18 protein-coding genes are annotated in these 18,562 nt (G+C 63.9%); 3 read left to right on the forward strand and 15 right to left on the reverse strand.

Annotated elements, in window-relative coordinates:
• Nucleotides 1-3: 3 nt before the first annotated feature.
• Nucleotides 4-1,539, reverse strand: coding sequence for an NAD(P)/FAD-dependent oxidoreductase (locus SKP52_RS20460; protein WP_052208642.1), 1,536 nt, complete (start codon nt 1,537-1,539; stop codon nt 4-6).
• Nucleotides 1,540-1,702: 163 nt separating this feature from the next.
• Here SKP52_RS20460 and SKP52_RS20465 point away from each other — a divergent pair, with 163 nt between their 5' ends.
• Nucleotides 1,703-2,665 (forward strand): patatin-like phospholipase family protein, encoded by a 963-nt coding sequence (locus SKP52_RS20465; RefSeq protein ID WP_039578154.1) that lies wholly within the window; start codon nt 1,703-1,705, stop codon nt 2,663-2,665.
• 77 nt (nt 2,666-2,742) lie between these two features.
• On the opposite strand, the gene rsgA is transcribed toward SKP52_RS20465, so the two are convergent.
• The 10 genes from rsgA to SKP52_RS20515 all read right to left on the reverse strand — a co-directional run bounded on the left by rsgA (nt 2,743) and on the right by SKP52_RS20515 (nt 14,607).
• Entirely contained in the window at nt 2,743-3,741 is a 999-nt protein-coding gene (gene rsgA, locus SKP52_RS20470) for a ribosome small subunit-dependent GTPase A (protein ID WP_039578156.1), read from the reverse strand.
• A 206-nt stretch (nt 3,742-3,947) separates the two neighbouring features.
• Nucleotides 3,948-6,731 (reverse strand): MSCRAMM family protein, encoded by a 2,784-nt coding sequence (locus SKP52_RS20475; RefSeq protein ID WP_039578158.1) that lies wholly within the window; start codon nt 6,729-6,731, stop codon nt 3,948-3,950.
• A 32-nt stretch (nt 6,732-6,763) separates the two neighbouring features.
• The gene (locus tag SKP52_RS20480) at nt 6,764-7,594 is read right to left on the reverse strand and encodes a fimbrial biogenesis chaperone (RefSeq protein WP_039578160.1); all 831 of its coding nucleotides are present in this window, start codon (nt 7,592-7,594) and stop codon (nt 6,764-6,766) included.
• A gap of 187 nt (nt 7,595-7,781) precedes the next feature.
• On the reverse strand, nt 7,782-8,279 hold the full coding sequence (locus tag SKP52_RS20485; RefSeq protein ID WP_039578162.1) for a DUF4402 domain-containing protein: 498 nt from the start codon (nt 8,277-8,279) through the stop codon (nt 7,782-7,784).
• 237 nt (nt 8,280-8,516) lie between these two features.
• Complete coding sequence (locus SKP52_RS20490) at nt 8,517-9,476, reverse strand: ParB/RepB/Spo0J family partition protein (RefSeq protein WP_039578165.1); 960 nt, start codon at nt 9,474-9,476, stop codon at nt 8,517-8,519.
• Nucleotides 9,477-10,259, reverse strand: coding sequence for a ParA family protein (locus tag SKP52_RS20495; protein ID WP_039578168.1), 783 nt, complete (start codon nt 10,257-10,259; stop codon nt 9,477-9,479).
• Nucleotides 10,256-10,915 (reverse strand): 16S rRNA (guanine(527)-N(7))-methyltransferase RsmG, encoded by a 660-nt coding sequence (gene rsmG / locus SKP52_RS20500; protein ID WP_081997460.1) that lies wholly within the window; start codon nt 10,913-10,915, stop codon nt 10,256-10,258. Before rsmG ends, SKP52_RS20495 begins: the two co-directional genes overlap by 4 nt.
• Nucleotides 10,916-11,043: 128 nt before the next feature.
• Complete coding sequence (gene mnmG, locus SKP52_RS20505) at nt 11,044-12,906, reverse strand: tRNA uridine-5-carboxymethylaminomethyl(34) synthesis enzyme MnmG (protein ID WP_039578171.1); 1,863 nt, start codon at nt 12,904-12,906, stop codon at nt 11,044-11,046.
• 76 nt (nt 12,907-12,982) lie between these two features.
• Nucleotides 12,983-14,266, reverse strand: a complete 1,284-nt coding sequence (mnmE, locus tag SKP52_RS20510; protein ID WP_039578174.1) for a tRNA uridine-5-carboxymethylaminomethyl(34) synthesis GTPase MnmE — start codon at nt 14,264-14,266, stop codon at nt 12,983-12,985.
• A gap of 44 nt (nt 14,267-14,310) precedes the next feature.
• Nucleotides 14,311-14,607, reverse strand: coding sequence for a DUF6489 family protein (locus SKP52_RS20515; protein ID WP_039578180.1), 297 nt, complete (start codon nt 14,605-14,607; stop codon nt 14,311-14,313).
• 105 nt (nt 14,608-14,712) lie between these two features.
• Between SKP52_RS20515 and SKP52_RS20520 the strand changes: the two genes are divergently transcribed.
• Together SKP52_RS20520 and SKP52_RS20525 are read left to right on the forward strand one after the other, a co-directional pair.
• Nucleotides 14,713-15,411 (forward strand): dienelactone hydrolase family protein, encoded by a 699-nt coding sequence (locus SKP52_RS20520; protein ID WP_039578182.1) that lies wholly within the window; start codon nt 14,713-14,715, stop codon nt 15,409-15,411.
• Complete coding sequence (locus SKP52_RS20525) at nt 15,408-15,815, forward strand: nuclear transport factor 2 family protein (RefSeq protein ID WP_039578185.1); 408 nt, start codon at nt 15,408-15,410, stop codon at nt 15,813-15,815. The genes SKP52_RS20520 and SKP52_RS20525 overlap by 4 nt, the downstream gene beginning before the upstream one ends.
• On the opposite strand, the gene SKP52_RS20530 is transcribed toward SKP52_RS20525, so the two are convergent.
• From SKP52_RS20530 to rho, 4 genes are all read right to left on the reverse strand, one after another.
• A complete protein-coding gene (locus SKP52_RS20530; protein ID WP_039578189.1) occupies nt 15,812-16,213 on the reverse strand; it encodes a DUF1489 family protein in 402 nt (133 codons plus the stop codon). The genes SKP52_RS20525 and SKP52_RS20530 overlap by 4 nt on opposite strands.
• A gap of 63 nt (nt 16,214-16,276) precedes the next feature.
• Entirely contained in the window at nt 16,277-16,939 is a 663-nt protein-coding gene (locus tag SKP52_RS20535; RefSeq protein WP_187337305.1) for a TerC family protein, read from the reverse strand.
• A 59-nt stretch (nt 16,940-16,998) separates the two neighbouring features.
• On the reverse strand, nt 16,999-17,208 hold the full coding sequence (locus SKP52_RS26290) for an antibiotic biosynthesis monooxygenase family protein (protein WP_228383717.1): 210 nt from the start codon (nt 17,206-17,208) through the stop codon (nt 16,999-17,001).
• A gap of 21 nt (nt 17,209-17,229) precedes the next feature.
• A complete protein-coding gene (rho, locus tag SKP52_RS20540; RefSeq protein ID WP_039578193.1) occupies nt 17,230-18,486 on the reverse strand; it encodes a transcription termination factor Rho in 1,257 nt (418 codons plus the stop codon).
• Nucleotides 18,487-18,562 lie beyond the last annotated feature (76 nt).

An 18,562-nucleotide genomic window follows, 5' to 3' on the forward strand; every position in this document is an offset into this window, starting at 1 on the left:
GCCTCAGGCGGCCTTCGCCACGCGCGTGGGCACTTCGCGAACCGAAGCCAGCGCGGCCTGTTCGCCCTCGGTGCCGCTTTCATGATATTCGGCATCCTCGTTGACGCCCCAGATATCATAGAGTTTTTCGCCGGCGACGATGTTGCGTACCGTCAGCATCGCGGTCATCATCGCATGATCCTGGTTGTTATAGCGATGCATGCCGTTGCGCCCGACCATGTGCAGCGTCGGATAACGCGCCTCGAGCTCGCTACGCATCGTCTCGACATGCTTGGCATAATCATCGTCATAGACCGGATAGGCTTTTTCCTGCCGCACCACGGCGCCGCCTACGACATCTTCGGGATCGCACAGGCCCAGGATTTCCATTTCCCTCGTCGCGAGCGCGACCAGCTGCTCGTCGCTCGCCGCCCAGAGCCCGTCGCCCTCGAAACAGAAATATTCGAGGCCGACGCACGCGAGTTCGGGGTCGGGCACCATTTCGGGCGACCAGCTGCGGAAATTCTGCACCCGGCCGACCTGAACCTTGCTGTCGTGGATATAGATCCAATTGTCGGGGAACAGGTCTTCGGAGCGGATCTTGAGCGCGACGGTCAGGAAGTCGCGGTATTTGAGGTTCGGGGCGGCGTTCAGCGCGCACGCCGGCAGCGGATGGATGCGCGCCGCGAGCTCGCGCATCGGCGCCGAGCTGATCACATGCCCCGCATCGATCACGACATCGCCGTCGGGTCCGGTCGCTGTCATCCGCCAGCGGCCGCTCATCTGATCCTGCGTCAGCTGCTTGAAGCTGTGCCCCATCAAAACATGGTTGCCGCCCGCGACGACCTTGTCGCGCGCCGCATCCCACATCATGCCGGGGCCGAGCCGCGGATAGCGGAAGGTTTCGAGCAGGGTCTTGGTCGCCATGCCGTCGTTCGGGCGCTTGTTGAGCCCAAGGCTGCGTTTCAGCCCGTCGATGACCGCGCCGCCGAGCGAAAGCCCCTTGATGCGCTGCGCCGCCCAGTCGGCCGACATTTCGTCGCACGGCATGCCCCACACCTTCTCGGTATAGGTCTTGAAAAAGATCGAATAGAGCTTCCGCCCGAACTGGTTGATCGTCCAGTCCTCGAAACTGCGCACCTTCCTGTTCGGAAACAGCTTCGCCTGCGCATAGCTCACCATGCACAGCGTCGAACGAAAGATGCCAAGGTTCCAAAGCGCCTCGAACGCGCGCAGCGGATAGCTATAGAATTTGCCCTCATAATAGATGCGGCTCATCCGCGGGCGCTCAATGAAATCGTCGGGCAGGATCTCGTTCCACAGGTCTACGACTTCGCGGCTCTTCGAAAAGAAGCGATGCCCGCCGATATCGAAACGAAAGCCCTCATGCTCGACCGTGCGGCTGATTCCGCCGACATAGGTCGGATCCTTTTCGATCACCGTTACGCTGTAACCCTGCTGCGTCAGCTGGTACGCGGCGGTCAATCCCGCCGGGCCCGCGCCGATGATGGCGACGTCGGCACTCGTCGGGCGGCTTTTCGAACCAAAAGCTTCGGACATTATGATGTTTCCCCACAGGCAAATTCTTGCTCGCTACCCCTGTGGCCAATCATGGATAAAAAGTGGTTAACACCGCTTCGGTATTCTGCCGGAAACGCGGCTTCCCGCCTTGGGACGCGGCGCGTTTTGCTGTAAAACCATTCTGGCCAAGGAGGCGCACGGCATGGCAGGCGGTCTGGCAATCATATTGAGCGGCGGCGGCGCGAAAGGCGCGTTTCAGGTCGGCGTCGTCCACGAACTCGTCGTCAATCGCGGCGTCCGGCTCGATATCGTCGCCGGCGTGTCGACCGGCGCGATCCAGGCGCTCGGGGTGGCGCAGGACGATGTGCCGGGGCTGCTCGACGCCTGGCTCGGCATCCGCGGCAACAGCTCGATCTACAAGGAGCGACCGCTCGGCGTTATTGGCGGGCTGCTCGGCGAGGATGCGCTCTACGACACCGCGCCGCTCAAGCGGCTGCTCAAGGGGTTCGCGAACGACGCAAAGCTGCGCGCGAGCGGGCGCAAGCTACTCCTCGGCGTCGTCAATCTCGGCACCGGCACCTTTCGCAGCATCGACGAGAGCGTGCCCGGCATCCACAATTGGGTCTATGCCAGCTGCGCGATGCCGCTCTTCTTCGATCCGCTGAAAACGCGCGCGAGCGACGGCACCGAGGAACAATGGGTCGACGGCGGGGTGCGCGACGTGACCCCGCTCAGCGCCGCGCTCGAAATGAACCCGCGCGGGGTGATCGCGGTGCGCGCCTCCCCCGCGCCACATCCGGGCCCGGTGCGCACCTTCCCCAACCTCATCAAGATCGGGCTGCGCGCGGTCGATATCCTCCAGTCCGAAGTATCGGCGAACGACCTTGCCGGCGCGGCGTTGATCAACGACCTGATCGCCGCGCGCGAGGGTCAGCTTCGTGCGCTGCAAAGCGAAGGCATCGGCGGCGCGCAGGCCGCGCGCATCCTCCGCCCGCTCGACGTCCAGATCGCGCGCTATCGCTTCGCGCCGATCCGCATCATCGAGCCCGAGGAAGAGGTTGCCGAAACACTCGAATTCAACCCCGCGAAAATCCGCGCAGCGATCGATGCGGGGCGAAGGGCGGTCGACCGCGAATGGGACGCGCTGGAGCCGCTGCTAAGCTGATATTGATCAACGACCGACACAGCCGGGAGCGCCGCGCCCACGCCCCTCTGAAGATTCCGGAATTCCCGGCGAATCTGTCAATTCGGCGCGCGCGTCTTGAAATGCGAAGGATTGACGTTGTCCTCGGCCGCCAGTTTCCGCCAGCGATCGAAACGCTCAGTCGTCAATTTGCCCTCGCCAATCGCCGCCCGGACGGCACAGCCTGGCTCGACACCATGCGCGCAGTCGGAAAAGCGGCAATGTTGCGCCACAACGATAAAATCGTCGAAAACTTCCGATATTCCGGTGGCCGCGTCGGACAGTTGCAGCTCGCGCATACCGGGCGTGTCGAGCAGCCAGCCGCCTCCATCGAGTCGATGCATCTCGCGCACCGTGGTCGTGTGGCGACCGGTACCGTCGCGGGCGCGGATCGCTTGAGTGGCGATGCTGTCCGATCCGCGCAGAGTGTTTACGAGCGTCGATTTCCCGACGCCCGACGATCCCAGAAGCGCAACGGTTTCGCCCTTGCCGCACCATGCGGCGAGGCGAGCGACACTGTCGGGGTCGCGGCCGTTGACCGCTTCGACGCGCAATCCCGGTTCGATCGCGCGCGCGGCCGCTGCAAAAATCTCCGGGTCGTCGGTCAGGTCGGTCTTGGTGAGTACCACGACCGGGTTCACTCCAACCTCGCGCGCCAGCACCAGATAGCGCTCCAGCCGGGCGACGCTGAAATCCTGGTTGCACGATGCGACAATGAACAGCGTGTCGACGTTGGCGGCGATCATCTGCTCTTTGCGGGGATCGCCTGGTGCGCGCCGCTTGAACAGGCTCGTTCGACGAAGGACGCGTATGGGCTGGAATGTGTCGCGATCGACAAGCAACCAGTCCCCGACGGTCGGATGATCGTCCGACGGCGCGGCGCCTAGAATATAGGGCGAAATGAAGCGCTGAAATTCGGCGCCCGCAACGTCGATCTTGCCGCGATGGACAGCCATTACCCGGACGGGATGGCATTGCCGGGCTTCCTCGTCGGTGACCTGTTCTCGAAAATGGACCTTCCAGCCTAGAACTTCCAAAGTTTTATCGGGTGAATCCATACAGCAGCAGACGCATCTTTCGTTAAACCCATGCGCGGATTCTGGGCATCGGTTACGGTCCAAAAGCGCGCACAGAAATGAGGGAACCTGCATTAGCAGGGCAACCTATAGGGAGGTATACGGCCGTATTCCTTTGGTGGCCAGCGTGTAGCGAAGATTGGCGGCGCGTCCCATTGTCCTTCTCGCCCCCAAAACCGCCCACGCATCTATCGCGGGCCATCGCCGCCACCCGGCGGTCCGCGCGCGCCATGGCTGTCGGATGCTTCGTCCTGCAGCGCGACATCGCGCCGCAGCGGCTTCAGCACCAGCGTGCCGAGCCGGACGCGCGGAGTCGCCTTGCCGGGTACGGCGGCGATCGCAAAGACGCCGTCGAGCCGCAGCGCGGCCGCCGACGCCTTGCCCAGTCGCACCATGTAGCGCCCATAAGCGACGCCTTCGAAAAGGAAATATCCGTCGAACTCGCTAATCGTCGTCGCGCGCACGCGCCCCTCGGCATCGACCAGTTCGACCCCCAGCCCCTCGATCGGGTTGCCGCCGTCGCGGCGCAGCACCCCCTCGATCTCGCCCGCCGCCGCCATCGGCAGCGCAACGCGCGTCGCGACCCCGGGCCGCGGCGACACGACGACGCCGGGCAGCGCGGGCTGGACATAGGGATCGGGCAGGCTGCCCGCGTCGATGCCGATCAACACCGGGCGGAAAGGCTCAAGCCCGTCGATCGTCCCGCGCCCATCCTTGTCGGTCGCGGAATCGACATAGGCGTTGCCTGCGGTCAGCGGCACCCCGGGAAGCGCAGCTTCACCCGGCTGACGAATGCCATCGCCATTATCATCCATCCATACGTCGGCGATCACCTGGCCGCGGCTCGCGAGCTTTTCGCTCGACACGCGCCAGCCGCCGCTGGGCTTGGGACCGAAGCTAAAAGCGAGCGCCAGCGACGCCGCGACCGACCCGTCGCTCGCGACTTCGCCGAACCCCGTCAGCTGCAACTTGTTGAAGCGACGCGTATATCCCACACCGACGCGTGCGCGGTCGAGCCCGCGGTCATAGCCGAGCTCGGCCCGCCATTCGGCGTCGCCCTTCCCCGCCCATTCGCCGACCAGCGCCATGCGCGTATCGCCATTGTCGCCCGACAGTGCAAAACGCGCCTCTCCCCGGACGCGAACACGCCCGATACGGGCGTTGGCAAGCAGGCTGGCGGTCAGATTGTCGGGCGGATCGGGCCCGATCGGCACTTTGGTCCGGCTCCAGTCGAGCTGGCCGGTAAAGGTCAGCGCGCGGAAGCTCGCCGACGCGCGCGCGCTGGCTTCGAGGCTTTCGATCCCCGATCGCCGCTCGACCTGCCGAACGTCGAAATGCAGTGGCAAAACCGTTTGTCCCAATTTCACCGACTGGTCGAGCGAGATCGAATAAAGACCGTTAATATTGTTGATGAAACGGTCAGACACGAACCCGCCCCAGCCGCGCATCGCATCGGCGCGAACATAGGTTTCGCCGAACGCCGCGAGCCAGCTTGCGCGTGCTGCTACGCCGCCCCCACCTCCTCGCGAAGTGTCGGCATAGCTACCGCCAACCTCGAGCAAGGTCGGCCCGATCGACCGCCGCAGCGCGAGTTCGCCATAATTGTACCGAACATTCTCGATCAGCAGGCTGTGAAAATAGGCCGCCGCGGACGTGCGCGTATCGAGCCCACGCTCGATACCCGCGCTCCCGCGCCACCCGCGCCGAAACGCTCCGCGCCGCTGGTTCCCGAACTCGATCAGATCGGCATTTTCCTGCGCGATCCCCGCCCAGTACCAGGTCTGCTGCGGCGGGATCGAATCCATCCCTACCTGTACCTGCTTGATTTCACGCCGAATCTGGCCTTGCGGCCCATAGAGCACGATCTCGAAGCGGTTCGCGCCATATTGCAGCGGCACATCGATGAACTCGTAGCGCCCGTCGCCATTCGGGTTCGTAAAGGCGAGCAATTGCCCGTTGCGATACAATTCGGCATCCCAGCCCGCGGGCAGGTCGCCGCGGAAGGTCGTTTTGTCGAAGGCATCGGGCCGCTCGATCGGCCGATTGGTGAGCACCGCGCCGCGCCCCGGCGCCGAGGAGGCAACGATTCCCGTCGACAACAGGCTGACGTCACCCACGGCATAATGCGTCGCCTTCAGCGGCCCGAGCAGCCGCCCCTGCGGATCAGTGCGATAGAGCCGCATGCGTAAGCTGTCGGGCACCCCCCCATTGTCCGACGACAGCCGCGCGTCGAAACTCTGTCCGAGCACCTCGCCCGCCGCGAAAATCTCGTAGCGCCCCTGCACATAGGATCCACCGCGCTTGTCCGACACGACGCCCGCCGACGCGACGACATCGACCGACGGCGTCGCCCACGCCTGATACGGCCGCGCCGTCTGCGGAAGGCTTGCGAGGTCAAACTGCACCTCCGGCCGTATCCCCCCCGCCCGCGCGCGACGTTCGGCGGCGAGCTGGAACGGCAGTTTGTCCTTGCTGTCGATACGCAGCACCGCGTTCGACATATCGGCGGTCAGCGGCACGCCAAGCCAGATGTTGAGGCTATCTAGGTCGACGCACCACCCTGCCTGCGTGTCGCGGATCGTCGTCGGGCCCAGCCGGAAACTCTGGCTCCCCGCGCGCACGTCGCCCGCGTCGCGGTCGATCGTCAGGCTGCGGCGCTCGTCGAACACCCATCCGGTTGCGCGGCGCAACTTCTTGTCGACGCGCACCGCCAAGTCCAGCGCGAGCACGACATCGCCCAGGTCGACGCACACGCCCTGCGGCGTCTGATATCCGCGCACTCCGTCGCCGAGCCGATATTGCCCCGATCGCACATCGAACAGCCAGCTGTCGTCCTCGCTCGGTGCCCAATTGTCCTCGGCAAGCGAAACAGGCTTTTTCTCAACCGCCAGAGCGCCGGCGGGGACCAGCCCCACCAGCGCCAACCCGGCCAATATCGCCGGTTTCCATCGAGAGAGCGCCGCGCGGATCATCGTCCCGCCCGCTTCGCTCCGGCCTTACGCCATCATTTCACCACCCGCTCGGCCTCGTCGATCGTGCCGCCGCCGATTTCACGGTCTTCGCTATAACGAATATGCACCGGCCCCTTGAGCTTCGCCGCGAGTTCGCTGGGCACGCGAAGCGACACCTTCCGCGCGGCGACCTCCGGATAGACCGCGATGCCGCGCGCGACGAGCAGCGGCTCGGGCACGCCCGGGCGCGTCACCTGGATATCGCCATAGACCGAGCGGTTGCCCGTGCGCGTGAGGTCGAAATTGAACGCCGGCCCATCCTGCGTCTCACTCACCCACGCCTCGCCGATCGACGCCTCGGCCCCAAGGTCGCCCACGCGCACGATCACTGGAATCGTGATCCCGTAAATCGGCGTGAGCGCGATCGACACACCTTCGTTCTCGGGCTTGGCGGGATCGGCAGGCACCGCCGCGACCGCGTCGGGCACCGCGCGGAACAGCATATGTGCGCGATATTCGCCCGGCGGCGTGCCTTCGGGCACGCGAACCCCGACGCGTACGACCTGCGGCTGATTCGGCGGCAACGTGACGCGGCGCGGGCTGAAGGCAATCATGTCGAGCGCACGCCGCTCGGCCGCCGTCACATTTTCCTCGGCGATCTCGTCGAGCCCGCCCTCGCCGGTCATCCTTTTGATCTCGAGGCTGATGCGATAGGTCGCGGGCTCGGCGCCGATATTGTTCAGCACCACCTCGGTCCCGCGCGATCCGTCGAGGACGACGCGCGTCGGCGCAACGAGCAGGTCGCCGGCGGCCAAAGCCGGCGACGCCGCGGCGCCGAGCGCAGCCGCGGTAAACAGGCCGAAGCCCTTCAAAAAACGCAACATGGATACGATCCCCACAATCGTTTCGGGAAACGGCCCCACACCGTCCCGATGGTCGCATCCTGCTTGGCCCAACATGGTTGATATTTCGCTAACCACATCAACAACGTGCATAAAAAAGGGCCGCCAGACGCGCGTCCGGCGACCCCATTTACTCGCTGACGGGTCTCAGCCCGCCAGCCCCCCCCAGTTATTGGTAATTGGCGGTGACGTTGAACGTCCCCGTATAGTCACCCGACGCTTGGTTGGCGCCGACGCTCAGCGTGCCGCCGACCTGGAAGCTGCCGCCGGTGGCGCTCAGCGTGACGGTCGGCGCCGAATAGGTCAGCGTCGATGCCATTGTACCGCCGAGCGAGCCCGTCAGCGTCACGCTTGAATCGCCGCTGACAACGACAACCGCGCCCTCGGTGCCTGCAACGTTGAAGTTGGCGGCCGTCGCAGTACCGGTACAAGTAAGCGCGGCAGCGCAAGTACGCGTTCCGCCCGTGGACACCGCAACGGTCGCCGCGGTCGCACCGCTGATGATCGTCGCATATTGCAGATCGCTGGTGTTGGTGAGCGTAATCTGGCGCAGGATCTTGGCTTTCGCCGTACCCGTTGCCGACGCCGCATGCGCCGCCGAGGCGTTCATGGCGAGGGCAGCAATCGCGGCACCCAGAAGGGCGCGCTTCATTCCAATTTTGCGCATATATTTGGTCCCTTGAAACAGTCGAATTTCGAATGGATTTCCCACCCCATTCGCCGTCGTCTTTAGGGGACGACCTGTTCAGGCTTTGCCAGCAAGATTGGTTAACAGCGCAACAAGGATTGGCCCATGCCACTCAAGGCAACCAAATAAAATCAGTACTTTAGTGCCTTATGAGGATGATCGTGGGTACCGCCAGTTCTTCTTTAACGGCCCGGACTGGCACAAATTATGCGGTGATCAGATCGATTCGCCGCTCAACCGCTGGCAGATCATATCGAGCTGGTCGAGCGACGCGAATTTCAGCGTCAGCGCGCCCTTGCCCTCGCCGACATATTGGATCGCGACGCCGATGCCGAGCAGTTCGGACAGATGGCGCTCGACCGCGACGATATCGGGATCGCGCCCGCCATCCATGCTCTTATATTCGAGCGGCGCCTTGCGGCCGCCGCCCTTGTCGCTGCGCACCAGCGCCTCGACCGCGCGGACCGACAGGCCTTCCTTCACCACGCGGCGCGCGATCGCTTCGGCGTCCTCGGCGCCGATCAGCGCGCGGGCATGCCCCATAGCGAGCGACCCGTCGCCGACCAGCTCCTGCACCCCGGCGGGCAGGTCAAGCAAGCGCATCAAATTCGCGACGTGGCTGCGCGATTTGCCGACGAGCTTGGCGAGCGCTTCCTGATTATGGCCGAAATCGTCGATCAGGCGGCGATAGGCGCCCGCCTCTTCAATCGCGTTGAGGTCCTGGCGCTGGATATTCTCTACGAGCGCGATCTCATAGGTCGCAGCATCGTCGAGCTCGCGCACGAGCGCAGGGATATGATGCAGCCCCGCGCGCTGCGCGGCACGCCAGCGGCGTTCGCCGGCGACCAGCTGATAGCCGTCGCCATCGGGTGACCGGCGGACGATGATCGGCTGCAACAGCCCGCGCAGCCCGATCGAATCGGCCAGTTCGGCGATCGCATTTTCGTCGAAATGGCGGCGCGGCTGACCCGGCAGCGGTCGAATCGACCCGACCCCGACATGTTGCACCGAATCGCCCGTCGCCGGGGCTACCTTCGCCGCTCCTCCGGGAGTCGCCAGGACCGGCGCCTCGACCGCGACATCGCCGAACAAGGCGTTGAGTCCGCGTCCGAGACCCGAGGGCCGCTTGCGCGATGGGCTCGGATCCTGTCCAGTTTCGTCTTTATTATCAGCCATTTATGCAGCCTTGCGGACGTTGGGAAGCCGGTCGATCAGCTCGCGCGCAAGCGCAATATAGGCGGCCGACCCGGCGCAGCGATGGTCGTAGATCAGCGCCGGCAACCCGTGGCTCGGCGCTTCGGACAGGCGGACATTGCGCGGAATCACCGTCTCGAACACCACGGGGCCGAGCACTTCGCGCACATCGTCCGATACCTGGTCGGTCAGCCGGTTGCGCCGGTCGAACATTGTCAGCGCGACGCCGAGGATCGACAATTTCTGGTTGAAACGCTCGCGCACGCGTTCGACCGTCGTCAGCAACTGGCTGAGCCCCTCGAGCGCGAAAAATTCGCATTGCAACGGCACGATCAGCGATTCAGCCGCAATCAGCGCGTTGAGCGTCAGCATGCCGAGCGACGGTGGGCAGTCGATCAGGCAGATATCCCACTGGCCCGCCTCGGCGGTCGACAGCGCCTGTTGCAGACGATGGAGCCGGTCCTGAAACTCGATCAGCTCAATCTCGGCCCCCGACAGGTCGACCGTCGCGGTGACGATATCGAGCCGCGGCACCGCGGTCGGGATCGCGCATTCAGCAAGCGTCGCGTCGCCGCGCAGCAGTTCATAGCTCGAACATTCGCGCTGCGACTGCTTGATTCCCAGCCCCGTCGACGCATTGCCCTGCGGATCGAGGTCGATAATCAGCGTCCGCCAGCCCGTTGCTGCGAGCGCGGTCGCCAGATTGATCGCGGTCGTCGTCTTGCCGACTCCACCCTTCTGGTTCGCCACGGCAATGCGGATCATCGCTTTCCTCGCTGTTTTGCCGGGATATTTCCGACACCAACCAGAATCTGGCTTTCAGCATCGGTACGGCTTTGTTCCACGTGAAACAGATTCTGCCACGACTGCGGCAGCAAAGCCAGTTCCTTAACCGCATTTCGGCCTTTTGGCAGCAACCAGTGCGTCGTTTCGGTGGAAAAACGGGCGGATAAGTCGAGCAACTTGTTGAGCGGCGCAAACGCGCGCGCGCTGATCGTCGCCGCGGGCCGCGTCTCGACACGCTCCAAAGGCGCCTCAACCACCTCTACATGCGCAAGGGCAAGGTCGGCGGCGACGCTGCGGAGAAAGTCGCACCGCCGCTTACGCGATTCGACGAGCAGCATCGGTCGCGCGCTCAATATCGCGACAACCAGCCCCGGCAACCCCGCCCCGCTCCCCAGATCAATCCAGAGCCCGTCGCTGTCGCGCGTATCGAGCGCCAGAAGCTGCGCGCTGTCGGCAATATGCCGGACCCACATCGTCGGGATTGTCGATGCCGCGATCAGATTCTGCTGCGCACTTTCGGCGACGAGCATGTTGATGAAGCGGTCGAGCTTCGTCCAATGAGCTGCTGTCGGTGCGAATGCGTCGCCGATCCAGGCGCGCGCGGCTTCTTCGCTGGTCAGAATTTCGGTCGTCAAGCTGAAGCTGTCCTTTTTATCCGCTCGTGCTGAGCTTGTCGAAGCGCCGTCCTTCGTTCTTTCGCGTTAGAAGAAAGAACGGCCCTTCGACAAGCTCAGGGCAAACGGATCTTAGTAGTGGCGAAAGCTCACGCCGCGCGCCGCCGGCTATGTACCATGATCGCGGTCAGCGCCGCCGGGGTCACGCCATCGATGCGCGCCGCCTGCCCCAATGTCTCAGGGCGCGCCTTCGACAGCCGCTCGACCATCTCGCGCGACAGGCCGCCGATCGCCGCATAGTCGAGCGCCAAATCGAGCATGATTGCTTCATTCGCGGCAAGCGCGCGTAGCTCAGCATCTTGGCGTGCGATATAGGGTGCATAATGTGCATCCTCGGCGATCTCCGACAGGATCGCCATATCGATCGATTCGAGTTCGGGTGCCAGAACAGCCAGCCGGGCGATCGTCATATCCGGGTAGCGCAGCAGATCGATCCGCCGGCGTGCGATCCCGTCTCCCGGAACAGCCAGCCCAACCGCACCATAGTCGACCGTCGCAACGGGCGCGTCGAGCAGGGCTTCGGCGCACGCCCGTTCAGCCAGCCTCATTTCGAACAGCACCACGGTCGCGGGTCGCACCAACCCCAGCTCGATCCCCTTCGGCGTCAGCCGCGTCGCGGCATTGTCGGCGCGCAGGCGCAGCCGATATTCAGCGCGCGCGGTGAGCATGCGATACGGCTCGGTCACCCCCTGGAGCACAAGGTCGTCGACCATCACGCCGATATAGGATTCGGATCGGTCGAGGATCAGCGGGGCGCGGTCCTGCGCGGCCAGCGCCGCATTGGCGCCCGCGATCAGTCCCTGTGCTGCCGCTTCCTCATAGCCGGTGGTGCCATTGATCTGGCCAGCGCAATAGAGCCCGCCGATCGTGCGTACCTGCAACGTCCGGTCGAGCGCGCGCGGATCGATATGGTCATACTCGACCGCATAGCCGGGCACGACCATCTCGACGGTTTCGAGTCCCTGCATCGTACGCAGCATCGCGAGCTGGACATCGGCGGGGAGCGAGGTCGAAATCCCGTTCGGATAGACGAGAAACGAATCGAGCCCCTCGGGTTCGAGAAACACTTGGTGCCCGTCGCGGTCGGCGAAGCGATGGATCTTGTCCTCGATCGACGGGCAATAGCGCGGTCCCGCTGCGCCGATCGCGCCAGTGAACAGCGGCGAGCGATCGAGATTCGCCGCGATGATCGCGTGGCTTGCGGCATTGGTGCGTGTGATCGCGCAAAAAATCTGCGGCACGGTCCGCCCGCTGTTCCACGTGGAACAGGTCCAAACCTCGCCGTCCGACGGTTGCTCTTCTAGCCGCGCCCAATCTATCGTCCGTCCATCGAGGCGTGGCGGCGTTCCCGTCTTGAGCCGCGCCATCGGCAAGTCGGCCGCACGCAATTGGCCCGCGAGCTTTTGCGCCCCGGCCTCGCCGATGCGTCCGCCTGCCATCCGCTCTTCACCGCGGAACAGCAGTCCGCCAAGGAACGTGCCCGTCGCCAGCACGACTGCCGACGCCGACAATATCGTGCCGTCGCCAAGTTCGAGACCCGTCACGCGCGATCCGTCAGCCGACAACGTCAGCGCCGCCGCCTCGCCCGTAACGACAGTGATATTCTCCTCGGCGGCAAGCAAAGTCTGGATCGCTTCACTATATAGCTTCCGGTCGGCCTGGATCCGCGGGCCTTGCACCGCCGCGCCCTTCGATGCGTTGAGCATGCGATAGTGAATCGCCGCGGCATCGGCGGCGCGCGCCATCCACCCGTCGAGCGCATCGACCTCGCGCATCAAATGGCCCTTGCCGAGCCCCCCGATCGCCGGGTTGCACGACATCGTACCGATCAAAGAAGGATCGAAACTGACGAGCGCGACGCGCGCGCCGAGCCGCGCTGCGGCGCCCGCAGCCTCGGTTCCGGCGTGGCCACCGCCGACGACGATGACATCAAAAATTTCGCTGCTGTGCATGATTGCTGCGACCCTTACCGCAAAGCAGCCCGTGAATCCACCATTGCGGGAACAAGGCGATGTTTCACGTGAAACATCATTTCCCGATGCAGAAGCGCCCGAACAGTGCGTCGAGCATGTCCTCGACCCCGGCCCGCCCGGTGATCCGGTCGAGCGCGCCGCCAGCGAGCCTAAGCCGTTCAGCGAGCAGGATTAAATCCCTCGCTTCGCGCGATCTCGTGTCAATAGTCAGCCAATCGCGCGCCTCGGCGAGCGCCGCGCGCTGGCGCTGACGCAGCGCCGCTTCGCCCTCGCGCGGCAGCAAGGTCCGCGCCATGTCGACGATATATTTATGGAGCTTAGCCATCCCCTCTCCCGTCACCGCCGACAGGATCAGGTCGCAATGCGCTGCGTCGGCTTCGGCGGCCGCATCGCCGCGCCAGCGATCCGCCTGCGCCGCGATCAATATGGCCCGCGGATGATCGGGTGCCTCTTTCGGCGATCCGAGCCATAACAGGATATCCGCCGCCTCGACTGCCGCCTTCGCCCGGTCGATGCCGATCATTTCGATGTCGTCGGCGCTTTCCGCACGCAGCCCGGCCGTATCAGAAAACCGCATCGCGATCCCGTCAAGCGCAAGCGACGTCTCGACAACATCGCGCGTCGTTCCTTCTATCGGCGACACGATCGCCAATTCGCGCCGCGCCAACGCATTGATCAAGGTCGATTTTCCGGCATTGGGGGGCCCCGCAATCACCACCGACAGCCCCTCGGCGATCACCTCCGCCGCCGGCCGCGCCAACCAGGCGCCGAGGTCTTCGGCCAGCGCCGCCATCCCCGAAATCAAACGCCGCGCGACAACTTCGCCAACTTCGACATCATCCTCATCGGCAAAATTCAGCTCGGCCTCGGCCCCCGCCATCAACGTTAGCAGCCGATCCTGCCAACCCTCGACCGCGCGCGACACATGCCCACTTGCCAGCCCGAGCGCCTGCACCCGCTGGCTTTCGGTCTCCGCCGCAAGCAGGTCGGCGAGCCCTTCGGCTTCGGCCAGATCGATCCGCCCATTCAGAAACGCGCGCCGCGTAAACTCGCCGGCGGTGGCGGGGCGCAGGCCCTGGATCGCGCTCAGCGCTGTCTCGACCGCGGCGACCACCGCGCGGCCACCGTGCAGATGGAGTTCGGCCAGATCTTCGCCGGTTGCTGTCGCCGGTCCGGGGAACCACAGGATCAGCGCCCGGTCGAGCGGCGCGCCCGCTGCATCCTTGAGGTCCGCCAGCGATGCCCGCCGCGCTTCGGGCAACCGTCCGGCCAATAGCCGCAACGCCTCACCTGCCCGCGGGCCGCTAATGCGCACGACACCGATCGCCGCCGGCGGCATCCCGCTCGACAACGCAAAAATCGTATCGCTTAATATGTCTTGGTTCAGCTCTTGCGTCCTCGCGCCGGCTTATCGTCAGCGCTCATGTCAGCCGATTTGCTTGCCCCGCCCATCAATCCGCCGCCGAATTGACTCATCAGCGACTGAACCAGCCCCAGCCCGCTCTCGCCCATCGGCACCCAGCTCTTGACCATTTGCTGAACCATGTCGGGCGTAATCCCCTTCGCCATCAATTCTTTGACGCGATCGAGATAGATATCGTGCAGCGGCTCGAGATCGGGAAGACCGACCAGCCGCCGCGCCTCTTCGGGGGTGCAATCGATCTCGATATTGAATTTCATCGTCCGTCTCCGCCCCGAAATACCGGTAAGCCGCTTGAGCCGTGCCCGCAGCCCCGCTAGCTTCGCGCTTTCACCGCAAAGAAGCAAGAGTCAGGAGTTCCTCCCATGTCCGCGACCAACACGACCATTCCCACGCTCGACGGCGAAGCAACGGTTCCCGCTTATGTCGCGCGCCCCGACGCCGATTCATCGCGTGCAATCATCGTCATTCCCGAAATTTTCGGGGTGAACGCCGGCATCGTCCAGAAATGCGATGATTGGGCGGCGCAGGGCTATCTTGCGATCGCGCCCGACCTCTTCTGGCGCTTCGCCCCCGGGGTCGATCTCAACCCCGATGTCGAAGCCGAGTTGAACGAGGCGCTCCGGCTTCTCGGCCAATATGATGTCGACGACGGGGTCAAGGACATCGAGGCGGCGATCCGCTGGCTCCACGGGCAAGGCGCCGCCAAGGTCGGCTGCGTCGGCTACTGCCTCGGCGGCAAGCTCGCCTATATGGCCGCGGCGCGCACCGATATCGACGTGTCGGTCGGCTATTATGGCGTCATGATCGACCAGATGCTGCACGAAAGCCACGCGATCGCCAAGCCGCTCATGCTCCATATCCCGACCGCCGACCATTTCGTCAGCCCCGAGGCCCAGGCGAAGATGCACGAGGGGCTCGATCCGCATCCCAAGGTAACACTCTACGATTATGAAGGGCTCGATCACGGCTTTGCGGCAACCGACGGCGATCGCCGCGACGATGTGGCGGCCGAACTCGCCGACAGCCGCACGCGCGCCTTCCTCGCCGAGAATCTCGCATGAGCACAAAGAACGCGGGGGCCGGTCTCGCCGCCTGGCACGCCTATATGGCGGGCGGCGGCGACCCGCAGGCGCTCCGGGATCTGCTCGCCGAGGATGCGGTATTCCACTCGCCCGTCGTCCACACGCCGCAGGAAGGGCGCGACAAGGTCTTCGCCTATCTCCACGCGGCGAGCCACGTCCTCGGCGGCGACGATTTCCGCTATCTGCGCGAGATAATCGACGGCGAGCAGGCGATGCTCGAATTCCAGAGCAGCCTCGACGGCATCCAGATCAACGGCGTCGACATCATCACGTGGAACGATGACGGAAAAATAAGCGATTTCAAAGTGATGATCCGACCGCTAAAGGCGATTAACAAGGTCTGGGAAAAGATGGGCGAGATGCTCGCAGCGCAAGCGCGCTAGATCAGCATGAGCTCCGCAAGCTCGCGGTAAAGCTCCGGCGGCAAATCCGCGAGTCCTTCGCCCTCGTCGACGCCCTTCGGCGCGTCGGCGTCGGCCAGATAGCGCCACCCCTGATGCGCGCGTTTGGGCTGCGGATGAATGCGTTCGAGCGCCGCCACACAGACGATATCGATCCGCCCGTCGCTGCGATCGTCGAAGCGCAAAATCTCGACGCGCGCGACGAGCGTGTGCTTGACGATGAAATGCAGTTTGCCGCCGATCAGTTCATCGGCGCGCTTCGGCTTGAACCGCGTCGTGAAACGAATTTCACCGCCTTGCGCATAGTTGGCGATCCGCGCCTGAAGCGCCGGATAGTCGGCGCAGCCGACGGCAACGCGGGTCATGTGAAGCGCGGGCATGACCGCCAAATGGGGAGCCGACAGGAAAAAAGCCAGCCCCGCAAAGGACTGGCTTTTCCTTTTTTAGCCGAACAGTGTCCCGATCCCGACACCGGGGTCGACCCAGCCTTCGTAGATCATCTTGACCGCGACATAGACGATCACCGCAAGGCCGATGTAGGCGATCCAGCGGTAGCGCTCGATATATTTGGCGATGATGTTCGCCGCGAGACCCATCAGGGCAACGGCAAAGATCAACCCGACGATCATGATGCCCGGATGCTCGCGCGCCGCACCCGCGACCGCGAGCACATTGTCGAGGCTCATGCTGACGTCGGCAACGGCGACCGCCCAGGCGGCGCCGGCAAAGCTCTTGGCGGGCTTCAGGCCCGAATGCTCATCGCCCGCAATCTCGGGCGAGCCGTGCGACTGGCCGGCGTGACGCAGCTCACGCCACATTTTCCAGGCCACCCAGGCAAGCAATATGCCGCCGATAAAAATCAGCCCGACGATTCCCATCAATTGCTGCACGACGAGCGCAAAGCCGATCCGCAGCACCAGCGCCGCGAGCACGCCGATCAGGATGACCTTCTTGCGCTGATCGGCGGGAAGCCCGGCGGCGAGCGCCCCAACGACGATCGCATTGTCGCCCGCGAGGACGAGATCGATCATCAGCACCTGGAAGAACGCGGCTAAAGCCGCCGGCTCGGTGATGTTCGAGAAATCCTTGACGATTGCCGCCCACATGCCGGCCGCCCCGCCAAATCCCTCGGTTGCGGCACCGGCGTGCACCAAAAATTCCAAGATCACAGCGATTCTCCGAAATAGCTGACCGTAGGCATAGGGTCATAAAAGGGGTGCAGCAACGCTCGCCACTGCTGATACCGATCAGACGGCCGAAAACCATCGCGATGATCTTTGACAGACCGCCACTCTGCTAAAAGCAGATAAGGCTGTCCGGTTCCTGTCGGGCGGCGAATTTCCAGCGAGATGAAACCCGGGGAGGCGGTGATCAACGGCCGCGCCTCGGCAATGGCTTATTGATTCATGCTGTCGAAGAAATCCTCGTTGGTCTTCGAATCCTTGATCTTGTCGAGCAGGAATTCCATCGCGTCGATCGTGCCCATCTGCATGAGGATGCGGCGCAGCACCCACATTTTCGAAAGCTTGTCCTTCTCGACGAGCAACTCTTCCTTGCGCGTGCCCGACTTGCCGACGTCGAGCGACGGGAAGATGCGCTTGTCGGCGACCTTGCGGTCGAGCACGATTTCGGAGTTACCGGTGCCCTTGAATTCTTCGAAGATCACTTCGTCCATGCGGCTGCCAGTGTCGATCAGCGCGGTCGCGATAATCGACAGCGAACCGCCTTCCTCGATGTTGCGCGCGGCACCGAAGAAGCGTTTGGGGCGCTGGAGCGCATTGGCATCGACGCCGCCGGTCAGCACCTTGCCCGACGACGGGACGACGGTGTTGTAGGCGCGGCCAAGACGCGTGATCGAGTCGAGCAGGATGACGACATCCTTCTTGTGCTCGACGAGGCGCTTCGCCTTTTCGATCACCATTTCGGCGACCTGGACGTGGCGCGTCGCGGGCTCGTCGAAGGTCGAGGAGACGACTTCGCCTTTCACGCTGCGCTGCATGTCGGTGACTTCCTCGGGACGTTCGTCGACGAGGAGGACAATCAGGTAGACCTCGGGGTGGTTGTCGGTGATCGCCTTGGCGATATTCTGCAGCAGCACGGTCTTACCCGTGCGCGGCGGCGCGACGATCAGCGCGCGCTGGCCCTTGCCCTGCGGGCTGACGAGGTCGATCACGCGCGCCGACTTGTCCTTGACCGTCGGGTCGATCGTGTCGAGCGACAGCTTCTGGTTCGGATAGAGCGGCGTCAGATTATCGAAATTGACGCGGTGACGCACCGCCTCCGGATCGTCGAAATTGACCTTGATCACCTTGGTCAGCGCGAAATAACGTTCGCCGTCCTTCGGCGCACGGATTTCGCCCTCGACGGTATCGCCGGTGCGCAGGCCATATTTCCGGACCTGGTTCGGCGAGACATAGATGTCGTCGGGACCGGCGAGATAATTTGCTTCGGACGAGCGCAGGAAACCGAACGAGTCCGGGAGAACCTCGATCGTGCCCGATCCGATGATTTCCTCGCCCTCTTCGGCGAGTTCTTTCAGGATCGAGAACATCAGGTCCTGCTTGCGCAGCGTCGAGGCGCCCTCGACCCCCAGCTCTTCAGCCATTTCGACAAGCTGCGCGGGGGCTTTGGTTTTGAGTTCTTTAAGATGCATGGATGGATTCCAGGTAGATTTTCGGAAGAAAGGATACAGTCGATTTCAATGCACCGCTGGGGTGCCTATCCGGCCG

Source organism: Sphingopyxis fribergensis (genome assembly GCF_000803645.1).
Classification (GTDB): Bacteria; Pseudomonadota; Alphaproteobacteria; order Sphingomonadales; family Sphingomonadaceae; genus Sphingopyxis; species Sphingopyxis fribergensis.

Excerpts from the sequence above, each read along its gene's own strand:
- SKP52_RS20460 (WP_052208642.1), bottom strand. The coding sequence starts at position 1,539 with ATGTCCGAAGCTTTTGGTTCGAAAAGCCGCCCGACGAGTGCCGACGTC.
- SKP52_RS20465 (WP_039578154.1), top strand. The coding sequence starts at position 1,703 with ATGGCAGGCGGTCTGGCAATCATATTGAGCGGCGGCGGCGCGAAAGGC.
- rsgA (WP_039578156.1), bottom strand. The coding sequence starts at position 3,741 with ATGGATTCACCCGATAAAACTTTGGAAGTTCTAGGCTGGAAGGTCCAT.
- SKP52_RS20475 (WP_039578158.1), bottom strand. The coding sequence starts at position 6,731 with ATGATCCGCGCGGCGCTCTCTCGATGGAAACCGGCGATATTGGCCGGG.
- SKP52_RS20480 (WP_039578160.1), bottom strand. The coding sequence starts at position 7,594 with ATGTTGCGTTTTTTGAAGGGCTTCGGCCTGTTTACCGCGGCTGCGCTC.
- SKP52_RS20485 (WP_039578162.1), bottom strand. The coding sequence starts at position 8,279 with ATGCGCAAAATTGGAATGAAGCGCGCCCTTCTGGGTGCCGCGATTGCT.
- SKP52_RS20490 (WP_039578165.1), bottom strand. The coding sequence starts at position 9,476 with ATGGCTGATAATAAAGACGAAACTGGACAGGATCCGAGCCCATCGCGC.
- SKP52_RS20495 (WP_039578168.1), bottom strand. The coding sequence starts at position 10,259 with ATGATCCGCATTGCCGTGGCGAACCAGAAGGGTGGAGTCGGCAAGACG.
- mnmG (WP_039578171.1), bottom strand. The coding sequence starts at position 12,906 with ATGCACAGCAGCGAAATTTTTGATGTCATCGTCGTCGGCGGTGGCCAC.
- mnmE (WP_039578174.1), bottom strand. The coding sequence starts at position 14,266 with ATGCCGCCGGCGGCGATCGGTGTCGTGCGCATTAGCGGCCCGCGGGCA.
- SKP52_RS20515 (WP_039578180.1), bottom strand. The coding sequence starts at position 14,607 with ATGAAATTCAATATCGAGATCGATTGCACCCCCGAAGAGGCGCGGCGG.
- SKP52_RS20520 (WP_039578182.1), top strand. The coding sequence starts at position 14,713 with ATGTCCGCGACCAACACGACCATTCCCACGCTCGACGGCGAAGCAACG.
- SKP52_RS20525 (WP_039578185.1), top strand. The coding sequence starts at position 15,408 with ATGAGCACAAAGAACGCGGGGGCCGGTCTCGCCGCCTGGCACGCCTAT.
- SKP52_RS20530 (WP_039578189.1), bottom strand. The coding sequence starts at position 16,213 with ATGCCCGCGCTTCACATGACCCGCGTTGCCGTCGGCTGCGCCGACTAT.
- SKP52_RS20535 (WP_187337305.1), bottom strand. The coding sequence starts at position 16,939 with ATGTGGGCGGCAATCGTCAAGGATTTCTCGAACATCACCGAGCCGGCG.
- rho (WP_039578193.1), bottom strand. The coding sequence starts at position 18,486 with ATGCATCTTAAAGAACTCAAAACCAAAGCCCCCGCGCAGCTTGTCGAA.